The organism is Arthrobacter sp. BC5 (genome assembly GCF_056680255.1).
This window is the reverse complement of the sequence record NZ_CM155273.1, coordinates 2590776-2609567: the sequence shown is the minus strand read 5'-3', so window position 1 is coordinate 2609567 and position 18792 is coordinate 2590776. Positions and strand designations below refer to the sequence as shown.

Below are 18792 nucleotides of genomic sequence, written 5' to 3'. Positions count from 1 at the left end.
AGGCCTCAGTGCAACTGTCCCGGCGCCAGTGGCCGGTAGCGCTTCCGGAAGAGGATCTTCGTGCTGCGGTCCACGAAGACGAGGTAGAACGCGAATCCGAGGGCGACGACGGCGGCGACCTGCCGCGCCATCGTCAGGCTGAAGTCGAAGTAGGGGAAGATGTCCAGCTGGTCGGTGATGGCGTACACCATGAAGAAGGCGACCGTGACGTAGAGGAACTTCACCTGCCAGTCGTCGCGGATGCCCGTGACGGCGAACAGGGGGATCAGCCAGACCACGTACCAGGACTGGATCATGGGCGAGAGCAGCACGATCGCCGCGAAGGCGAAGGCGAGCCTGCGGACGAGGTGGCTGTGATCGCCGCGGAAGATCTGCAGCGCGATGACTACCAGCGAGGCGACGCGTGCCAGCGTATGGAAGGCATTGGCGATGTCCCAGCCGCTGAGCCCGAGGGCGTCGCCGAGTGTCGCGATGACGAGTCCGATGAACCCGATCGGCGCATACCAGATCCACACGCTGCCCGGCGTGCTGAGGGCTCCCACCCAGCCGAAGCCGAAGGTGTTCACGTAGCCCATGATCCACAGGATCCCGAGGGAGAGCCCGGCCGTGATGAACCAGTAGAGGAATCGCCGCGGCCACGACGCTCCCCTGCCGGCCCACATGAGTCCGACGAACGGCAGGAAGATCAGCGTGATCGGCTTGATGCCGACGGAGAGGGTGATCAGCAGGATGCCGAGTACCGGTCGTCTGGTCGCGGCGAAGTACAGGCCCGCGAGCGCGAGGCCGATCATCAGGGAGTCGTTGTGGATGGCGGCCACGAAGTTGATGAGGAACAGCGGGTTCGCGACCGTCAGCCAGAGCGCCCGGTTCGCGTTGATCGAGTGGAGCTCGGCGAGCTTCGGGACGAAGTACACGCAGAGCGCCACACCCACCAGGGCGACGACCCTGAAGAGGATGATCGAGGTGTCCGGGTGCCCGCCGGTGATCCTGACGATGCCCTCCTCGATCCACAGGAAGACCGGGCCGTACGGCGTGGGGCTCTGCGCCCAGAGGTCGTCAGCGCCGATCTGGAGGTAGTTCGAGATCTGCGAGTAGCCGTCCACGTAGGGGTTGAGCTTCGCCACCATGACCTGGCCCTGCGCTATGTAGGCGAAGACGTCCCTGCTGAACAGCGGCAGTGCGGCCGCGAGCGGTATGGTCCACGCGATGATCGCCTTCAGCAGGTAGGGCCGGGTGTCGTCCGACCAGCCGTTCAGCCTCTGGCCCAGACGAAGCCAGGAGCGGATCAGGAGCATGCCGCCCAGCGCGAGGAGCAGGACGGACAGCACGGCACCGGGGGGCTCGAAACGCAGCCAGATGATGACAGGATTGCGCCTGAGCTCGGCGGACGCCAGCGACAGCCACCCGACCCCGAGCGACCCCATCCACATCATCAGCGATCCGATGAAGCCCTGCACGACGGCGACGTTGGGACGGTTCGGGCCCGGCTGCGTCTCGACCTCAGTGAGCGGGACCTGGGCGGGCATCTGGGAAATCCAATCGTCGGCAAGCAGGAGTCGGCGTCGAACGCCCATGTCCTCAGGCCGCCTGCCCGGTCCGGACGGCGGGCGAGCCGCGGAGCGGGCCCGTGCCGGAAGCAGCAGGGTTACCCAGATCTCCCCGCAGCCCTGAGCGAACTGTACGAATATTAGCACCGGGGCCGGGCGCGGGACCGACGGGCTACCGTCGCGGGGCACGGGACCGACGGGCTACCGTCGCGGGGCACGGGACGGGCGCGTCCCGAGGCGGGCAGGCCGGTCCCCCGCGCCCCTCCCGGTCCGTGCCGGAAGGCACGGGGGCGTCGGCACCGGACGGTACATTGGTCGGATGCCGATATCGAATGAACACATCGTCTGGATCGACTGCGAGATGACGGGCCTGGACCTGGCCGAGGACGCCCTGATCGAGGTGGCCGTCCTGGTGACGGACGCCGAACTCAACGTCCTGGGCGACGGCGTGGACGTGGTGATCAAGCCCGCCCCCGAGGCGATCGCCCAGATGGGCGACTTCGTGCGCGAGATGCATACGACGTCGGGCCTGATCGAGGAGCTCGACGGCGGCATCACCATGGGCGAGGCCGAGCAGCAGGTCCTCGACTACATCAGGACGTGGGTTCCGGAGCCGCGGAAGGCCCAGCTGGCCGGGAACTCGGTCGGGACGGACCGGAACTTCCTCGTGCGCGACATGCCTCTCGTGGTCGACCACCTCCACTACCGCATCATCGACGTGTCGACCATCAAGGAACTGGCACGCCGCTGGTTCACCCGCGCCTACTTCCAGTCGCCGCCGAAGACGGGCGGACACCGGGCGCTGGGCGACATCGAGGACTCGATCCGCGAACTGCGCTACTACCGCGCCGCGGTCTTCGTACCCTCACCCGGACCCGACTCGGCGACGAGCAAGGCGATCGCGCGCACGATCGCACCCTGACACCCCTGGACGCGGCAACGCGCAGGGCTGTCCGGAGCACGCGAAAAAGTGTGTAAACTTGTATCCGCTGCCTTCGCAGACAGCCTGGAGGAAGGTTCTTCCCCGGGTCGGCCGTGAAGACGCATGGTGGGTATAGCTCAGTTGGCAGAGCGCCTGGTTGTGGTCCAGGAGGTCGCGGGTTCAACCCCCGTTACTCACCCTCAGGTGCCAGGGAACGTTCCTGGCCACGTATGCCGCCCCGGAGACCGTCCGGGGCGGCATACGCATTTCGGGCCCCAGCACGCCCAGCCCCGGATGACAGCCCATCGCGGCCTGTGCCTCCTCCGGCTGACAGCAACGAAGGACCAAGACGATGGAACGCACGGTGTTCGAAGAGGATCACGAGCTCTTCCGCGACGTCGCCCGCGAGTTCAACGAACGCGCCGTCGCCCCCCACTACGCAGGGTGGGACCAGCAGCACATGATGGACCGGTCCGTGTGGACCGCGGCGGGTGAGCAGGGCATCCTCGGGCTGGCCGTTCCCGAGGAGTTCGGCGGAGCGGGGATGCCGGACTACCGCTTCCGGGCCGTCCTCGACGAGGAATTCGCCCGCAGCAACCACCTCGCCGTCGGACTCGCCTTCCACTTGCACGACGACCTCGTCCTCCCCCACCTGCTCGCCCACGGTTCGGACGACCTGAAGGAGCGGTGGCTCCCGGGCATGGTCTCGGGCGAGATCGTCACCTCGTGCGCCTGGACCGAGCCGGGGGCCGGCAGCGACCTGCGGGGCATCCGGACCAGGGCGGTGCGCGACGGCGACGACTGGCTCATCACCGGGCAGAAGGTCTTCATCGGCAACGGCATCAGCGGTGATGCCTCCCTCGTGCTCGCACGCACGGATGGCAGCTCGGGCCGTGGCTCCAGCGACTCCTTCTCCCTTTTCATGGTGCGCAGGGGTGAGGGCTACACCCCTGGCCGCCAGCTGGACAAGATGGGCCTGAGGGCCTCGGACACGGCCGAGCTGTTCTTCGACAGCGTGCGTGTTCCCGGCGGGGACCTCGTCGGAGAGGTGGGGCAGGGGTTGCGGTACAGCCTCGAGCAGATCCCCCAGGGCCGTCTCGGGATCGCTGTCGCCTCCGCCGCCCTCGCCAGGGCCACCTACGAGCAGACCGTGCGGTACGTGGCCGACCGCAGCGCCTTCGGCGAGCGGGTGCTCGACTTCCAGAACACCCGCCATGTCCTCGCTGACGTGCTGACGGAGGTGGAGGTGACCGAGACCTTCGTCGATCAGGCCGTGAGCGCATTCAATGCGGGCTCACTGACCCCGGCGGCGGCAGCGCAGGCCAAGCTGTGGGCGAGCGAGCGGGCCAAGTCCATCACGGACCGGTGCCTCCAGCTCCATGGCGGCTACGGCTACATCCTCGAATACCCGGTCTCCCAGGCCTTCCTGGCCGCACGGCTGCTGACCATCTTCGGCGGCACCAGCGAGATCATGCGTGAGTCCATCGGCCGGTCGATCGCCGACCGTCCCGCCCAGAACAGGTAGGTCCATGGCAGTCCACCCCATCACCATCACGGGAGAGCCGGTTCTCCACCGCCGCGCCCTGCCGGTCGAGGCCTTCGACGACGAGCTGCGCACGCTGATCGCCGACATGTTCGAGACCATGGACGTCGCGAACGGCGTCGGTCTCGCCGCCCCGCAGATCGGCGTCGGACTGCGCATCTTCGTCTACGGGATGGAGAACGAGGACGACGTCGCTCCCCGCGGCGTCCTCGTCAACCCGACCCTCGTGACCTCGAAGGTCCCCGGTTCCGACCCCGATCCCGACGACGAGGCCGAGGGTTGCCTCTCCGTACCCGGGGAGGCGTTCCCGCTCAAGCGCGCCGAATGGGTCCGCGTGTCCGGCTTCGACGGTGACGGCTCTCCCGTCGAATTCGAGGCCACGGGGTGGTTCGCCCGGTGCATGCAGCACGAGTACGACCACCTGGACGGCAAGCTGTACGTGGACCGCCTGAACGCGCGGGAGTCGCGGAAAGCGAAGAAGGCCCTGAAGAACAACGGGTGGGGCGTCCCCGGACTGACCTGGCTGCCCGGCGTCGATCCCGATCCCTTCGGTCACTGACACGCCACGGGCAGGACCGTCCCTGAGGGCGGGTCAGGCGTTCTTCGACGCCTCCACTGCGGGGCCGGGCGCGGGAGCCTCGACGAGGTCCTCCAGACGCCTGACGCCACGAAGAGGTCCGAGCAGGGCCACGAGCGGCGCCAGCGACGCGATGACGACGCCGACCAGGACGGCATCACGGATGCCGATCGTCTCCGCGAGGATCCCCGCCAGCACGCTCGCGAGCGCGAGCATCCCCCAGCTCACTGTCCGGGAGGCGGCTCCCAGCCTCCCCATCATGCCCGGGGGGCACACGCGCTGCCGGAAGCTGGAGCCCACGACGATATTCCAGGCGACGCTCGCGCCCATGACGAACATGCCCGCGACCCCCCAGAGCATGCCCCAGCCCGGCGAGAGCATCAGCAGCGAGGCGTAGCCGAACACTCCGGGCACCATGGCCCAGCGCCAGAGCGGCCCTGAGCCGAAGTGCTCCCCCATCGAATGGGCGGTGACTCCGCCCACCGCACCTCCGAGGGACGCCGCGGCCAGGAGCAGCCCGAGCCAGACCTCCGACTCCCCCACGGTCCTCAGCACCAGCAGGACCAGCAGGGAGGCCGGGATGTTCCCGCCCAGGTTCCACAGGGCGGCGTTGAAGAGGATGGCGCGCAGCGGAGCCGTGCTGAAGGTGTAGCGGAGGCCCTCGTACATCTTGCGGAGGATGCGCCGGTCGCTCTGCGGCTGCACGACCTCCTTCACGTCCAGGCGCTGGACGGCGACGAGGGAGACGACCGACGTCGCCAGCTGCACGATCAGCGTGTTCGACGCTCCCGCCACACTTGTGAGCAACCCGGCGGCAGAGCGGCCCGCGGCATCGGCTGCGGCGCCCGAACCGGTGATGAGGCCGTTGCCCTCCATCAGCTCATCCGGCGTCACGGCCTGCTGCACCAGGGCTGCGTCCGCGAGCTGGAAGAAGACGGATGCCACTCCGGCGACGAAGGCCACGGCGAACAGCAGGGGCGTGCTGAGGAAGCCGAGCCAGAACCCGAGTGGCAGGAGGGCGAGGACGACGACGCGTGCGGCCAGCGCGGCCAGCATCACGGGCTTGCGCGGGAGCCTGTCCACCCAGACCCCGATGAGGAGGCCGAGCAGCAGCCAGGGCAGAAAGGTCATGCCCGCGAGGGCTGCCACCTCGAAGTTGCCGGCATCCAGTTCGACCGCGGCGATGAGCGGCAGCGCCACGGCCGCGACGGCGTTACCCAGTACCCCTGACGTGCTCGAGATGATCAGGGCACGGAAGTTACGGTTGCGCACCAGCAGGTGTCTTGTCCCGGTACCGCCAGCGCTCATCCGATCACCCTAGCGGAGCGCGACTGGTGCGATCGGCCGCTTTCCGCCGATTCCCGAGAAGACTTCGGCCACTCTTGACGCCGGGAGGCCTTCCACCGACAATAGTTCGTTCTGGCAATGATTCGAGGACCGGCCGGAGAAGTTCCCGATTTCTCTTCTGGCTTAGCGGGGCCCGATCCGATTGCCGAGCAGTGCGTGGAGGCGGAAAATATGAAGTGGGAGTGTCTCCCGCGGTCGTTCCCCCAGCAGTACCGCGGTCGATGCGCTCCCGAGGCGGCTATAGACGCCGGGCGGTCCCCCTACCTCTTGAGACCGGGTACGGGGGACCGTTTAATGCCCGGCTCGCGGGGCGGTCAGGTCAGGGTGAACGGGCCGGCCCAGAAAGCCCCAGCAGACGGCCGACCCGTTCATACCGCCGCGCCTGCGTACGAGACCCCGCGCCGGTGATCACAGATTAGGCCGACCAGGGGCGATCGACAACGTACGACGCGCCGGGCGGCCGGCAGAACTCCCGGCAACAGGGCTTGGCGCGGAGCCTGCGGATCGGTCGGGGGATGGGTCGACCGATACGCCGGGTTCTGTCATCGCGCGCCGTTGCCGTCGCGCGAGTGGCGGCCATCCATCTACGGACGCCGTTGCCGACGCCCTCCAGCGGCCTACCCGTGCACTCGGGCGGGCAGCCCTCGATCGCGCACTGTCTGGCCTTGCTCCGGGTGGGGTTTACCGAGCCACGCCGGTCACCCGGCGTGCTGGTGGTCTCTTACACCGCCTTTTCACCCTTACTGTCCGCGCCGGCAAAAGCCTGCAGCGGGCAGCGGTCTCTTTTCTGTGGCACTGGCCTGCGGGTTACCCCGAGTGGGCGTTACCCACCACCCTGCCCTGCGGAGCCCGGACGTTCCTCGGTGGAGCAGTGCGAGCACCGTCCAACGCGGCCGCCTGGTCGACCCATCCGTCGTCCATTCTAGGCCGAGCGGGCCCGGCGTAGCGCACCGGAAGCCCCTGGACGTTGGATAGGGTTGTCCGGTGCTGATCCTGCTTCCCCCGTCCGAAGGCAAGTCCGCCGCCCGCACGGGTGGCCCGCTACAGCTGGAGGACCTCCACTTCCCCGAGCTCAACCATGCGCGCAGGGACGTCCTCGACGCCCTGAGAACCGTCAGCGGCGCTGAGGACGCACATACGATCCTCGGCGTCGGTGCGTCCCTCGTCGAGGACGTGCAACGGAACCTCGTGCTCGACGTCGCGCCTGCCGCCCCCGCGCACGACGTCTACTCGGGCGTGCTGTACGACGCGCTCGGTTATACCGGCATGACCGCCGTGCAGAAGCGCAAGGCGCGCGAGCAGTGCGTCGTCATGTCCGGCCTGTGGGGTGCCATCGCCTTCGGTGACCGGATACCGGCCTACCGGCTCTCGATGTCCGTCGACCTCCCCGGCACCGGACGCCTCGCAGGCTTCTGGAGGAAGCACCTGGCTGCTCCCCTGGCCCGGCACGCCGGGACCGGGCTGATCGTCGACTGCCGATCGAGCACCTATGCCTCGGCCTGGGCTCCACCCGTGCACCAGAGCGCAGCCGTGAACGTCTTCCAGCTGCGGAACGGCAAGCGCACCGTCGTCTCCCACTTCGCCAAGCACACGCGCGGCGAGCTCACGCGCCATCTGCTCACGCGGCGTGGCTCGGCGCCGGCCACCCCGGAGGCACTGCTGCGGGCAACCCGCGAGAAATGGGCGGCGGACCTCCGACCGGCGACGGCCCGCACGCCGGCCCAACTCGACATCCTGCTCGACTGAGCCGGCAGTCACCGTCGGTCGGCGACCAGTTCCACCTCGAAGCCCTCGGCGTTCTCGAGGTAGGCAGCGTAGTGGTCGGGCCCGCCCGCGAACGGGTGCCTGTCGGCGAACATCAGGGACCAGCCGTGACTGGTCGCCCGCCGCGCCAGCAGATCGACGTCCGCCCGTGAGCCCGCCCGGAACGCGAGGTGGTTCACTCCCGGGCGACGCCGCTCGTGACCTCCCGCGGCGAGGTCGGGTCCGTTCTCGAGGACGACGTAGAACTCCTCGGATCCATAGCTGATCCCGTCCTTCCACGACTCCTTACGGGGGAAGCCGAGCCGCTCCAGCAGCCAGCCCAGGCTTGCTTCGGCCGCCGCCAGATCCTGGGTCCACACCTCGAGGTGGTGGAGCCGGCCCGCCGGACGAGGGACCGTCTCGGCGGCAGGCTCCGGTTCACGTGCCCGGACGGCAGCTGCTCGGGGCTTCCACTCGACGCCGGCCATCCCGGCGTCCATCGCCTCGTTGGACAGCCGGTCGGCGTCCTTGTTCCGCTCGCGTGGGATCCACTCGTAGGTCACCCGACGCGGATCGAGGACCTTCCGTGCCTTCGCAGCCAGGACGCGCATGTCGGCGTGCTTGATCTGCCACCGGCCGGACATCTGCTCGACCACGAGTTTCGAGTCCATCTTCACGTGCACGGAGGCCTGCGGGTTGATCTCCCGTGCGAGCTCGAGCCCCGACACGAGACCCGAGTACTCGGCGACGTTGTTGGAGGCCTTGCCGATGTACGCCGCCTTCTCGACGAGGATCGTGCCGGAGTCAGGATCGCGCACGAGCGCGCCGTAGCCTGCATGCCCGGGATTGCCGCGGGAACCGCCGTCGGCTTCGACGATGAGCCGCGCGGGAGCTCCCGTCGCTGCCCGCTCGTCGGTGCCGGAGGCTGCGTAGGGGTCGAACAACTGCTGATCCGTCACGGCTGCTGGTTTCCCCAGTCGCTGGACCGGACGAGGATGCACCCGGAGTCCGGGCAGAGCACGACGTCGTCGGGTGCTGCGCCCGAGATGTCGGCGAGGTCGCCCGGGCTGAGCTGCATGCCGGAGCCCTCCGACTTCCCGTGGAACAGCCGGGCGGCCCCCACGCCGCGCCTCGCGAGAATGCGCTCATAGATGGCCAGCAGCCCGGTGTCGAAGCTCGATGCGAGCTCGTTGCGGCGAGCCTGCACGTCGACGCGCTGCAGCTCGATGTCTGCGAGTTCGACGTCGCGCGCCTCCTCGAGGGCTCGGAGCTCGTGGCGCACGGCGTTGGTGCGGGCCTGGACCTCCGCCCGCGCGGCGCGTGCAGCCTCCACGCGTTCCATCACGTCCAGCTCCACGTCCTCGAGGTCGGAACGGCGCTTCGTCAGCGAGGCCACCTCGTGCTGCAGCGCCGTCAGGTCCTTCGAAGTCCCGGTTCCGCTGTTGAGGCGCTTCTCATCGCGTTCGAGGCGGTCGACGACGTTCTGCACCTCGTCCTCCGCGCGCGTCAGCTCACGCTCGAGGTCCCCCAGTTCCGTGCTGGCCCTGACGAGTTCGGCGTCCACCTCTGCGACCCGGGCTCCGACCGTACCGAGTTCGGGGTTGCCGCGCGCAGCGGCAGCCTGACGGGTCAGCTTGTTGAGGGTCGAGTCGAGTGCCTGCAGGTCGAGCAGGCGGAGTTGTTCCTCGGGTGCAGCCTTGGCCACGGTAAACCTCCAGGATCGGACGGGTGGGGCGCGACGTGCGGACGCGGGTGTCGTCCAAGCCTAGGCCACACGGCATCCGCGGGGCGTCAGTGGCCGGGCGTGAGGACGAAGTCCCAGGGGTCGGTGTTGACACCGCTGACCCGGATGTCGGTGGTGAAGCCCTGGTCGGTGAGCACGTTGCCCAGGGCGTCGGCGGCGGGCGTGAGCCAGAGCCACTCGCTGCCGAAGTGGGAGACGTCGATCAGGTAGGGCGCCTTTCCGGCCGCCGACTCCCGGACCTCCGACGCCGGGTGGTGGCGCAGGTCCGCGGTGACGTAGACGTCGGCCTGGCTCGAGCGCACACGGTCGAACAGCGAATCCCCCGCTCCCCCGCACACGGCGACCCTGCGGACGAGCGCATCCTTGTCGCCGGCCACCCGCACCCCGCCGGCGACGGCGGGCAGGATGGAGAAGACGGCCTCGGCGAAGGCACCGAGGGCGACCGGCGCCGCCAGGTTCCCGACGCGCCCGATGCCCTCCTCGGGCAGGCCGTCCGCGGCCCGGGCCAGCGGTTCGACGTCCTGCAGCCCGAGCGCGTCGGCCAGCACGTCGGACACTCCGCCGACTGCGCTGTCGCCATTGGTGTGGACCGTCACGAGGGCGCAGCCTGCCTCGATGAGCCGGTGGATGGCCTCCCCCTTGAAGCCGGCTGCCGCGACGGTCGAGACGGGCTTCAGCAGGAGTGGATGGTGGGACACGATCATCGTCGCTCCCCAGCCCAGTGCCTCGTCGAGGACGGCGGCCGTGGGGTCCACGGTGAACAGGATCTTCCGGACCCGGTTCTCCGACCGGCCCGCGACCAGCCCGACGGCGTCCCAGTCCTCGGCGAGGCTCTCGGGCCACAGTTCCTCGATGGCCAGCAGGACGTCGCCGACGGTCGGCGCCGGGGAGGACTGCCCGGCGCCGTGCTCGTTCTGTTCCATGACACCAGTAATACCCGCCGCCGACCGGCCCTCCAAGTCCGTGGGGTTCACTGCGGGCTAATATCCGACGGGAATCATCGGCCCCTTCCACGCATTGACACAGACATGAAGACTTTTGTGCTCGGAGGGGGTTGTTTCTGGTGCCTCGATGCCCTTTACCAGAAGACACGCGGCGTGACCGAGGTCGTCTCCGGCTATACCGGCGGCCACACGAAGCACCCTGACTACGATTCCGTCTGCTCGGGAATGACCGGGCACGCCGAGGTGGTCGCGGTGAGCTTCGACGAGACCGCGATTCCCGAGGACGTGATCCTAGACATGTACTTCGTGTCCCACGACCCGACCACACTCAACCGGCAGGGCTACGACGTCGGCACCCAGTACCGGAGCGTCATGTACTACCAGGACGCGGCGCAGAAGGAACTCTTCGAGGACGCGATCAGCCGCAACCAGGAGAACTGGAAGAACCCGATCGTCACCGAGGTCAGCAGGCTCCCGCAGTTCCACGTGGCCGAGGACTGGCACCAGAACTACTACGCGAAGCACCCCGAGCAGGGCTACTGCCAGGTGATCATCAACCCGAAGCTGTCCAAGGCCCGGAAATATTACGCCCAGTGGCTCGCCGCGTAGGCGCATCACGCCCCACCCGTTAAGCTGACCGCCGTCGGTCCCGGGGCGGTTCCGGAACCGCCCCGCCGACGTCGACCCCTTCCACTTCCGAACAGGCAGGCTCCCGCATGGCAAAGATCTACGACGACGTCACACAACTGGTGGGACGGACTCCCCTCGTCCGCCTCAACCGCCTAACCGAAGGGCTCGACGCCCAGGTGGCCGTCAAGCTCGAGTTCTACAACCCTGCCAACAGCGTCAAGGACCGGATCGGCGTGGCGATCGTCGATGCCGCCGAGAAGGCCGGTGCGCTCCGGCCCGGCGGGACGATCGTCGAGGGGACCTCCGGGAACACGGGCATCGCCCTGGCGATGGTCGGCGCCGCCCGCGGTTACAGGGTGATCCTGACGATGCCGGAGACCATGTCCACCGAGCGTCGCGTGATGCTCCGCGCCTACGGTGCCGAGATCATCCTCACACCCGGATCCGAGGGCATGCGCGGGGCCGTCGAGCGGGCCAAGGAGATCGTCGCGACGACGGAGAACGCCATCTGGGCGCAGCAGTTCGCCAACGCCGCGAACCCGGCCATCCACCGCACCACGACCGCCGAGGAGGTCTGGGAGGACACGGACGGCGAGGTCGACATCTTCGTGGCGGGTGTCGGGACGGGCGGCACCATCACCGGCGTCGGCCAGGTGCTGAAGGAGCGCAAGCCCGGCGTGCAGATCGTCGTCGTCGAACCGGCCGATTCCCCGATCCTGAACGGCGGCGCACCCGGCCCCCACAAGATCCAGGGCCTCGGCGCGAACTTCATCCCCGAGAACCTCGACCGCGAGGTCTACGACGAAGTGCTGGATGCCACGGTGGAGGACTCCGTCCGTGTCGCCCGTGCGCTCGGCACGCAGGAGGGCATCCTCGGCGGCATCTCCTCGGGAGCCATCGTGTGGGCTGCACTCGAGCTCGCGAAGCGCCCCGAGAACGCCGGTAAGCTCATCGTGGCTGTCGTGTGCGATTTCGGTGAGCGCTACATCTCCACGGTGCTCTTCGACGACATCCGCGGCTGACTCCGCCCGTTCCCCTGATACCTGCCAACGACCACGACGATGCCACGAGAGGGTAGCCGGTGAGCTTTCTAGAACGACTGCGCGAGGACCTCGAGACCGCGCGCACCCACGACCCGGCTGCCCGTGGGTCCTTCGAGAACACCGTGGTGTACTCGGGGCTCCACGCCATCTGGGTGCACCGGCTGACCCACCGGATGTGGCGGAACGAGAGGCTGCGCTTCCCGGCCCGTGCACTCGCGCAGCTCGCGCGGGCACTCACCGGGGTCGAGATCCATCCGGCCGCGACCATCGGGCGGCGGTTCTTCATCGACCACGGCATGGGTGTCGTGATCGGCAGTACCGCCGAGATCGGGGACGACGTCATGCTGTACCAGGGTGTGACCCTCGGCGGGCGTTCCCTCGAGAAGGTGAAGCGCCACCCGACCCTCGGCGACCGTGTGACCATCGGGGCGGGAGCCAAGGTACTGGGGCCCATCACCATCGGCGCGGGCAGCGCTGTCGGTGCGAATGCCGTCGTCGTGAAGGACACTCCTCCCGATTCGATCGTGACGGGCATCCCGGCCACGTTCCGCCACCGCGATTCGCGGCGCGAGACGCAGCCGGCTGTCGACCCGGCGGAGTACGTGGACCCCGCCATCTACATCTAGCCGCGACGACAGAAGCCCCGGACCGCGGTCCGGGGCTTCTGTCGTGCACGGGGTCCGTCAGTGGGTGTCGACGGCTTCGATCTCGGACTTGTCCTCGCCCCACAGCGTGTGGAACGTGCCGTCGGTGTCGACGCGGTTGTAGGTGTGCGCTCCGAAGAGGTCGCGCAGTCCCTGCGTCAGGGCAGCCGGCAGGCGGGTGCGACGCAGGCCGTCGTAGTAGGCCAGCGACGCGGAGAACACCGGGACGGGGATGCCCAGCTGCACGGCCGTCGCGACCACGCGGCGCCAGGCCGGGACGGCGCCGGCGATCGCTTCGGCGAAGGCCGGGGCCAGCAGGAGGTTCGCCGGGCGGTCCTCGCCCGCGTAGGCCTTCATGATGTCATCGAGCAGCTCGGCCCGGATGATGCAGCCGGCACGCCAGAGGGAGGCGATCTCGTCGAGCTTGAGTTCCCAGCCGTACTCCTTCGCCGCAGCGGTGAGCATGTCGATGCCCTGGGCGTAGCTGACGAGCTTGGACGCGTACAGGGCCAGCCGGACGTCCTCGACGAAGGTCTCCGGCAGGTCCACGGTGCCCTCGTGGCCCTGCAGGATCTCCTGCGCCTGGAGGCGCTGCTCCAGTTGCGACGACAGCGCGCGGGCGAACACCGATTCGGCGATGCCCGACGTCGGGCTACCCAGTTCCAGTGCCGAGACGACGGTCCAGCGCCCGGTCCCCTTCTGGCCCGCTGCATCGACGACGACGTCGACGAAGGGCTTACCCGTGCGCGCGTCGGTGTGGCCGAGCACCTCGGCGGTGATCTCGATCAGGAACGAGGACAGCGTCCCCGCATTCCAGTCGGTGAAGATCTTCGCCTGGTCCGCCGGTTCGATCCCCGCGCCGGACCGGAGGAGGTCGAACGCCTCACCGATGACCTGCATGTCGGCGTATTCGATGCCGTTGTGCACCATCTTCACGAAGTGCCCGGCGCCGTCGGTGCCGATCCAGCGGCAGCAGGGCTCACCGTTGTACTTGGCCGAGATCTTCTCGAGCATCGGGCCGAGGGAGTCGTAGGACTCACGGGACCCGCCGGGCATGATCGACGGACCCAGGAGGGCACCCTCCTCACCTCCCGAGACACCCACGCCGACGAAGTGGAGATCGTGCTTCGACAGTGCGGCTTCGCGACGGCGCGTGTCCTCGTAGTGGGAGTTGCCGCCGTCGATCACGATGTCACCGGGTTCCAGCAGCGGCGTGAGCTGATCGATCACCGAGTCCACGGGCTTGCCGGCCTTGACCATGATCAGCACCCGGCGCGGCTTCTCGAGGGAGTCGACCAGCTCCTGCAGGCTCTCGGTGCGGATGAACTCGCCGTCCCCACCGTGCTTCTCCAGCAGCGAGTCGGTCTTCTCGATGGACCTGTTGTGCAGGGCCACGGTGTAGCCGTTGCGGGCGAGGTTCCGGGCGAGGTTCGCTCCCATGACTGCCAGGCCTGTGACGCCGATCTGTGCGCTCAATGTGTTCTCCGTCGTTTGTCAGCTGCATGCATAGCGCTGCATGTGCCGGCGCTTCCGGCGCATGCAGCGCGGGCTATCCGGTCGCTTTCACACTATTACCGTCCCGACACCCGCCGCCACACCTACAGCCGCGAGCAGCGTTTTATGTCACGGCTCCCGCTGGGACGGCGTGTCCGATGCGACACACCCCCGACTGGGACGCTGGCACGATCCGTGAAAGAATGGTAAGGATGTCCGACGTTACGATCACCCCCGCCGCCCCTGCCCCCGCTTCCGCGCGCCCCCAGGTGCGCCCCGAGGTGGAGGGTGCCGAACCGATCGTCTCCAGCGACGGCCGGCCACTGCTGCAGTTCAAGTCCCCGCGCGTCAGCCAGCCACCGGTGCACCTCGCCGACCTCACGCTCACCGAACGCCAGGAGCGCCTGAAGGAACTGGGGCACCAGGGGTTCCGGGCGAAGCAGCTGTCGACGCACTACTTCTCGCACTACACGACGGACCCGGCGGACATGAGCGACCTGCCGAAGGCCGGGCGCGAAGAGCTGGTCGAGGCCATGTTCCCGCCGCTGCTCACCGAGGTGAAACGCCTGACCACGGACAACGGCGACACCATCAAGTTCCTCTGGCGCCTCTTCGACGGCGCGCTCGTCGAGTCCGTCCTGATGCGCTACCCCGGCCGGGTGACCCTGTGCGTGTCCTCGCAGGCCGGCTGCGGCATGAACTGCCCGTTCTGTGCGACCGGCCAGGCCGGACTGACGCGCAACATGTCGACGGCGGAGATCGTCGACCAGGTCGTCGCCGCCAACCGGGCCCTCGCCGAGGGCGCGCTGGGAGACCTGCGCACCGATGGCGGGCACGACGCCGACCGCGTCACCAACATCGTCTTCATGGGCATGGGCGAACCCCTGGCCAACTACAAGCGCGTGATGGCCGCGCTGCACCGCTTCGTCGACGACTCCCCCGAAGGCCTCGGCATGTCGGCCCGGAACATCACCGTTTCCACCGTCGGCCTTGTACCGGCGATCAACAAGCTGGCTGCCGAGTCCCTGCCGGTCACCTTCGCACTGTCCCTCCACGCCCCCGACGACGAGCTGCGCGACGAGCTCATCCCCGTCAACACGCGCTGGAAGGTCGACGAGGCGCTCGACGCGGCGTACAACTACTACCTCACCACGGGGCGCCGGGTGAGTATCGAGTACGCGCTCATCAAGGACATGAACGACCACGCCTGGCGTGCGGACCTGCTGGCCAAGAAGCTCAACCAGCGCGGGCGCGGCTGGGTGCACGTCAACCCGATCCCGCTCAATCCGACACCGGGATCGATCTGGACGGCTTCGGAGAAGAGCGTCTCCACCGAGTTCATCAACCGCCTCCGCGCGGCCGGTATCCCGACCACGCTGCGGGACACCCGCGGCAAGGAGATCGACGGCGCCTGCGGCCAGCTCGCGGCCGGCGAGTAGCGCCGCCGATTGGCGCGGCAGCCCGCCGAGCCGGTATAGTCGTTCCTCGTGATGGCGCCCGTCGAGCTGTAGCCGGCGTCGCGGCATCGCAGCGATGGGGGTCTTTAGCTCAGCTGGTAGAGCGCCACGTTTACACCGTGGATGTCATCGGTTCGATCCCGGTAGGACCCACCACGAACAACGAGGAAAGCCCCGCTCCGGCGGGGCTTTCCTCGTTCCGGGCACCACGGCCGATGCGGTCACTGCGCTTCGGACACACCGACCGGCCTGCCCTCCGCGAAGGTCACGACATAGTCCTGGCCCATGATCGTCACCGTGCACTGCAGCGCTCCGACGAGCCTGCAGTCCTCCCCGGGACCGGGGGTGACGGGCTGCTCGAAGATGGGTTCGAGGAGTTCGGGCGGTATCCCGGGCGGCGTGGGCTCGTGGAACGGCAACGAACCGGGTGGGATACACGTGTAGGGATCGGCCGGGTCGGTCCACCACGCTCCCGCGTCCGTGACGGGGCACTGCGGGTAGGGCGGATCGGGCAGGGCCTCCGGCGGGAGGTCACCGCCCATACCGCTGCCCGGACCACCTGTGTCCCTCCCGGACAGGCCCTGTCCCTGTCCGCCGGATGCCACCGGCGCGTGCTCGACCGGCGCCGGGACGGGAGCGAGGCCCGGAACGAAGACGGAGCGCTCTGCGCCGGGTTCACCCGCAGGGGATTCGCTCGGACCGGGAGGGGCGACGTCGGCCACCTCGATCGTCGCCGCCGCAGTACCCTCCGCAGGAGACGCTGACCAGTACTCGAGTACCAGCGGTGTCGCGGCGACCGCTGCCGCCGTCGCGAGGGCGATGGTGAGAGACCGTGTTGAATGACGCATGTTCCACCCCATGTAAGAGACCTATGGGACGAACGTAGTGCTGCTCGCGCGGCGCAGACACAGTATCCGGTACCCAATCCAGGTCTGGACTACGTGCTCCGGAGCTGCGCCACCACCTACGCCTGGGGAGCGTCCGGCAGCATCTCGGCCAGGTAGGTCAGGGACTCGGAGACGCCGGCCTCGATCTTCAGGGCGGCGAATTCGTCACCCCTGGTCCACCCGCGGTTGATGATGACCACGGGCTTTCCGCCCTTGTAGGCGTGCCGGACGAACCTCAGCCCGCTCATGACGGTGAGAGAGGATCCAGCGACCAGCAGGGCCCCCGCGGCATCGACCATCGCGTAGGCGGCGGCGACGCGGTCCTTGGGCACGTTCTCGCCGAAATACACGAAGTCGGGCTTGAGCATCCCGCCGCACACCGGACAGGACGCCATCACGAAATCAGCGGTGTCATCGACATCGGCATCCGCGTCCGGGGCCACGTCACCTGCATCGGATTCGCGCTCGAGATAGCCCGGGTTGAGCGCCTCGAGGATCTCGGCGATCCGGGACCGCGGGAAAGTCGAGGAGCACTGCAGGCACACCACGCGATCGAACGTCCCGTGCAGGTCGATCACGTCGGTGCTTCCGGCGGACGAGTGGAGCCTGTCGACGTTCTGCGTGATCAGCCCGGTCAGCAGTCCCCGTTGCTCCAGCCGTGCGATGGCAGCGTGCCCGGCATTGGGATCCGCCCGCCGAAGGTGGCGCCAGCCCACATGGTTGCGCGCCCAGTACCGGCGCCTGAGGGCTTCGTCGCCGACGAACTGCTGGTAGGTCATCGGATTGCGCGGTACCGACTGCGGCCCGCGGTAGTCGGGGATACCCGAATCCGTGCTCAGTCCCGCACCCGTGAGCACCGCGAGCCGGAGGCCGCGGAGCAGTGCGAGAGCCTGGTCGAGGAGCACCAGATCCTCCGACGGAAGGGGCATGAGACCCGCGGACGGAGTGGCACTCACGAATCCGGTGAGTCCGAGCCGAGGGTTGGACTCCGGTCCGGGGAGGCCCGTCCGTCCGCCCGCCCCCTCGCCGGGGGAGGTCACAGCGCGGCTTCGACCGAGCTCAGGGCCGTCGCGTAGTCGGCCATGGGCCGTCCCTGCCCGTGAGGGGACGAGACGACGGCGCGCACCGTGCCGGAGCCGTCCAGAACGTAGCTGACGCGCTCGGCATAGCCGTGGACCTCGTCGAAGGCGTCATAGGACCGCGTCACAGAGCCGTGGGGCCAGAAGTCGGCGAGGAGGTCGAAGGAGATGTCGTTGGCATCGGCGAATGCGCGGAGGGTGTACTTGTGGTCCACGGAGATCGCCACCAAAGTGACGCCCGCGGCATCGAACAGGTCGAGGTTGTCCCGCAGCTGGCCGAGCTCGTCGGTGCAGACGCGGGAGAAGGCGAACGGGAAGAACACGACGACGGCTCCACCGACCAGCGAGTCGCTGCGCACGGTCTCACCGAACTGGTTCGCAAGGGCGAACGCGGGGGCGACGGATCCGACCTCGAGCGGCAAGGCTACTGCTTCCGGCGGCTGACGAGCCGGGTCGCGGACCATTCCTTCGAGACACCCGCCGACGACGTCGAGTGCAGACCGGCGGTCGGCGCGGCTTCCTGCACGTCGGCCGGAGACACGTAGCCCGGCCGGCCGGACTTGGGGGTGAGGAGCCAGACCACGCCGCCGGCACCGAGGGACGTCAGGGCATCCACGAGAGCGTCCACGAGGTCACCGTCACCGGCCCGCCACCACAGGATCACGCCGTCGACGACATCCTGGTCATCCTCCGTGAGCAGCTCCGAGCCGACGCCGTCCTCCAGGTGGTCCCGGAAGTCGAAGTCGACGTCGTCGTCGTAACCGAGTTCCTGAACAAGGTCTCCGCCCTTGAAACCCAACTTGCCTGCCACGTCGACCGCAGTGGCGGCTTCAGCCTCGCTCACTTAGCTCCTCCTGGAAAGACGGCAGCGTCACCTGACGTGCCCTCGTATAGATGTTCATTGCTACCAGCCAACACCTTTATACGCCAAGCATCAAGCCAGTACGGGGAATTCGGCTCCCGGCGGCGGTGGCCTGCGCCTGCGGGGCCCACGGGCGCTGGTGTGTTCAAGCCCTCGGCGTAATCTGTCCGGCCGCCCTGCTCCCGCTACGCATCGAAGGCACGGCGGCGATAGAGTGAATCGGTATATGGCCGCGGAGCTAACGCCTGTCGGCCGAGCATGCATCTCTGCGAGGGCCCACGAGCCGTGCGCAGGCATAAAGCGACACAGACAAGATCTGTGGAAGTGGA

General features: G+C 68.4%; 18 protein-coding genes, 2 tRNA genes and 1 other RNA gene. 10 read left to right on the top strand and 11 right to left on the bottom strand.

Going from position 1 to position 18792, the window contains the following annotated elements:
- Positions 1-5 precede the first annotated feature (5 nt).
- The gene (gene mptB / locus AC1MFI_RS12130; RefSeq protein WP_479817153.1) at positions 6-1526 is read right to left on the bottom strand and encodes a polyprenol phosphomannose-dependent alpha 1,6 mannosyltransferase MptB; all 1521 of its coding nucleotides are present in this window, start codon (positions 1524-1526) and stop codon (positions 6-8) included.
- 340 nt (positions 1527-1866) lie between these two features.
- Here mptB and orn point away from each other — a divergent pair, with 340 nt between their 5' ends.
- From orn to def, 4 genes are all read left to right on the top strand, one after another.
- On the top strand, positions 1867-2469 hold the full coding sequence (orn, locus tag AC1MFI_RS12125; protein ID WP_479817151.1) for an oligoribonuclease: 603 nt from the start codon (positions 1867-1869) through the stop codon (positions 2467-2469).
- Between the two features lie 126 nt (positions 2470-2595).
- Positions 2596-2668: transfer RNA gene (locus tag AC1MFI_RS12120), tRNA-His, on the top strand.
- Positions 2669-2821: 153 nt separating this feature from the next.
- Positions 2822-3994 (top strand): acyl-CoA dehydrogenase family protein, encoded by a 1173-nt coding sequence (locus AC1MFI_RS12115; RefSeq protein ID WP_479817149.1) that lies wholly within the window; start codon positions 2822-2824, stop codon positions 3992-3994.
- A gap of 4 nt (positions 3995-3998) precedes the next feature.
- Positions 3999-4571, top strand: coding sequence for a peptide deformylase (def, locus tag AC1MFI_RS12110; protein ID WP_479817147.1), 573 nt, complete (start codon positions 3999-4001; stop codon positions 4569-4571).
- 33 nt (positions 4572-4604) lie between these two features.
- Here the strand turns inward: def and AC1MFI_RS12105 are convergent, their stop codons facing one another.
- Both AC1MFI_RS12105 and rnpB read right to left on the bottom strand, forming a co-directional pair.
- Positions 4605-5897, bottom strand: a complete 1293-nt coding sequence (locus AC1MFI_RS12105) for an MFS transporter (protein ID WP_479817145.1) — start codon at positions 5895-5897, stop codon at positions 4605-4607.
- A 551-nt stretch (positions 5898-6448) separates the two neighbouring features.
- An RNA gene (gene rnpB, locus AC1MFI_RS12100) (RNase P RNA component class A) lies at positions 6449-6845 on the bottom strand.
- A gap of 75 nt (positions 6846-6920) precedes the next feature.
- On the opposite strand from rnpB, the gene AC1MFI_RS12095 reads away from it, so the two are divergent.
- Entirely contained in the window at positions 6921-7682 is a 762-nt protein-coding gene (locus AC1MFI_RS12095) for a YaaA family protein (RefSeq protein WP_479817144.1), read from the top strand.
- An 8-nt stretch (positions 7683-7690) separates the two neighbouring features.
- Here the strand turns inward: AC1MFI_RS12095 and AC1MFI_RS12090 are convergent, their stop codons facing one another.
- From AC1MFI_RS12090 to AC1MFI_RS12080, 3 genes are all read right to left on the bottom strand, one after another.
- The gene (locus AC1MFI_RS12090; RefSeq protein ID WP_479817143.1) at positions 7691-8638 is read right to left on the bottom strand and encodes a reverse transcriptase-like protein; all 948 of its coding nucleotides are present in this window, start codon (positions 8636-8638) and stop codon (positions 7691-7693) included.
- Positions 8635-9384: a zinc ribbon domain-containing protein gene (locus AC1MFI_RS12085; RefSeq protein ID WP_479817142.1), complete on the bottom strand. Its 750-nt coding sequence runs from the start codon at positions 9382-9384 to the stop codon at positions 8635-8637. The genes AC1MFI_RS12090 and AC1MFI_RS12085 overlap by 4 nt, the downstream gene beginning before the upstream one ends.
- Before the next feature lie 86 nt (positions 9385-9470).
- Positions 9471-10346 carry a Nif3-like dinuclear metal center hexameric protein gene (locus AC1MFI_RS12080; RefSeq protein ID WP_479817141.1) on the bottom strand — a complete coding sequence of 292 codons (876 nt, stop codon included), beginning with the start codon at positions 10344-10346 and terminating at the stop codon, positions 9471-9473.
- A gap of 105 nt (positions 10347-10451) precedes the next feature.
- Here AC1MFI_RS12080 and msrA point away from each other — a divergent pair, with 105 nt between their 5' ends.
- From msrA to epsC, 3 genes are all read left to right on the top strand, one after another.
- Complete coding sequence (gene msrA, locus AC1MFI_RS12075) at positions 10452-10976, top strand: peptide-methionine (S)-S-oxide reductase MsrA (RefSeq protein ID WP_479817140.1); 525 nt, start codon at positions 10452-10454, stop codon at positions 10974-10976.
- Between the two features lie 107 nt (positions 10977-11083).
- Entirely contained in the window at positions 11084-12019 is a 936-nt protein-coding gene (gene cysK / locus AC1MFI_RS12070) for a cysteine synthase A (protein WP_479817139.1), read from the top strand.
- Between the two features lie 59 nt (positions 12020-12078).
- Positions 12079-12666: a serine O-acetyltransferase EpsC gene (gene epsC, locus AC1MFI_RS12065; protein ID WP_479817137.1), complete on the top strand. Its 588-nt coding sequence runs from the start codon at positions 12079-12081 to the stop codon at positions 12664-12666.
- 57 nt (positions 12667-12723) lie between these two features.
- Here the strand turns inward: epsC and gndA are convergent, their stop codons facing one another.
- Positions 12724-14160 carry an NADP-dependent phosphogluconate dehydrogenase gene (gene gndA, locus AC1MFI_RS12060; RefSeq protein ID WP_479817135.1) on the bottom strand — a complete coding sequence of 479 codons (1437 nt, stop codon included), beginning with the start codon at positions 14158-14160 and terminating at the stop codon, positions 12724-12726.
- Between the two features lie 230 nt (positions 14161-14390).
- Here gndA and rlmN point away from each other — a divergent pair, with 230 nt between their 5' ends.
- Together rlmN and AC1MFI_RS12050 are read left to right on the top strand one after the other, a co-directional pair.
- Positions 14391-15617, top strand: coding sequence for a dual-specificity RNA methyltransferase RlmN (gene rlmN / locus AC1MFI_RS12055; protein WP_479817134.1), 1227 nt, complete (start codon positions 14391-14393; stop codon positions 15615-15617).
- A 98-nt stretch (positions 15618-15715) separates the two neighbouring features.
- Positions 15716-15791: transfer RNA gene (locus tag AC1MFI_RS12050), tRNA-Val, on the top strand.
- Between the two features lie 65 nt (positions 15792-15856).
- Here the strand turns inward: AC1MFI_RS12050 and AC1MFI_RS12045 are convergent.
- The 4 genes from AC1MFI_RS12045 to AC1MFI_RS12030 all read right to left on the bottom strand — a co-directional run bounded on the left by AC1MFI_RS12045 (position 15857) and on the right by AC1MFI_RS12030 (position 18445).
- Positions 15857-16483 carry a hypothetical protein gene (locus AC1MFI_RS12045; RefSeq protein WP_479817133.1) on the bottom strand — a complete coding sequence of 209 codons (627 nt, stop codon included), beginning with the start codon at positions 16481-16483 and terminating at the stop codon, positions 15857-15859.
- A 116-nt stretch (positions 16484-16599) separates the two neighbouring features.
- Complete coding sequence (locus AC1MFI_RS12040; RefSeq protein WP_479820868.1) at positions 16600-17451, bottom strand: NAD-dependent protein deacetylase; 852 nt, start codon at positions 17449-17451, stop codon at positions 16600-16602.
- Between the two features lie 107 nt (positions 17452-17558).
- Positions 17559-18023, bottom strand: coding sequence for a redoxin domain-containing protein (locus tag AC1MFI_RS12035; RefSeq protein ID WP_479817132.1), 465 nt, complete (start codon positions 18021-18023; stop codon positions 17559-17561).
- A gap of 2 nt (positions 18024-18025) precedes the next feature.
- Positions 18026-18445 carry a DUF3052 domain-containing protein gene (locus AC1MFI_RS12030; RefSeq protein ID WP_479817131.1) on the bottom strand — a complete coding sequence of 140 codons (420 nt, stop codon included), beginning with the start codon at positions 18443-18445 and terminating at the stop codon, positions 18026-18028.
- Positions 18446-18792 lie beyond the last annotated feature (347 nt).

Excerpts from the sequence above, each read along its gene's own strand:
- AC1MFI_RS12040 (WP_479820868.1), bottom strand. The coding sequence starts at position 17,451 with ATGCCCCTTCCGTCGGAGGATCTGGTGCTCCTCGACCAGGCTCTCGCA.
- AC1MFI_RS12105 (WP_479817145.1), bottom strand. The coding sequence starts at position 5,897 with ATGAGCGCTGGCGGTACCGGGACAAGACACCTGCTGGTGCGCAACCGT.
- def (WP_479817147.1), top strand. The coding sequence starts at position 3,999 with ATGGCAGTCCACCCCATCACCATCACGGGAGAGCCGGTTCTCCACCGC.
- cysK (WP_479817139.1), top strand. The coding sequence starts at position 11,084 with ATGGCAAAGATCTACGACGACGTCACACAACTGGTGGGACGGACTCCC.
- msrA (WP_479817140.1), top strand. The coding sequence starts at position 10,452 with ATGAAGACTTTTGTGCTCGGAGGGGGTTGTTTCTGGTGCCTCGATGCC.
- AC1MFI_RS12115 (WP_479817149.1), top strand. The coding sequence starts at position 2,822 with ATGGAACGCACGGTGTTCGAAGAGGATCACGAGCTCTTCCGCGACGTC.
- AC1MFI_RS12045 (WP_479817133.1), bottom strand. The coding sequence starts at position 16,483 with ATGCGTCATTCAACACGGTCTCTCACCATCGCCCTCGCGACGGCGGCA.
- orn (WP_479817151.1), top strand. The coding sequence starts at position 1,867 with ATGCCGATATCGAATGAACACATCGTCTGGATCGACTGCGAGATGACG.
- rlmN (WP_479817134.1), top strand. The coding sequence starts at position 14,391 with ATGTCCGACGTTACGATCACCCCCGCCGCCCCTGCCCCCGCTTCCGCG.
- AC1MFI_RS12080 (WP_479817141.1), bottom strand. The coding sequence starts at position 10,346 with ATGGAACAGAACGAGCACGGCGCCGGGCAGTCCTCCCCGGCGCCGACC.
- mptB (WP_479817153.1), bottom strand. The coding sequence starts at position 1,526 with ATGCCCGCCCAGGTCCCGCTCACTGAGGTCGAGACGCAGCCGGGCCCG.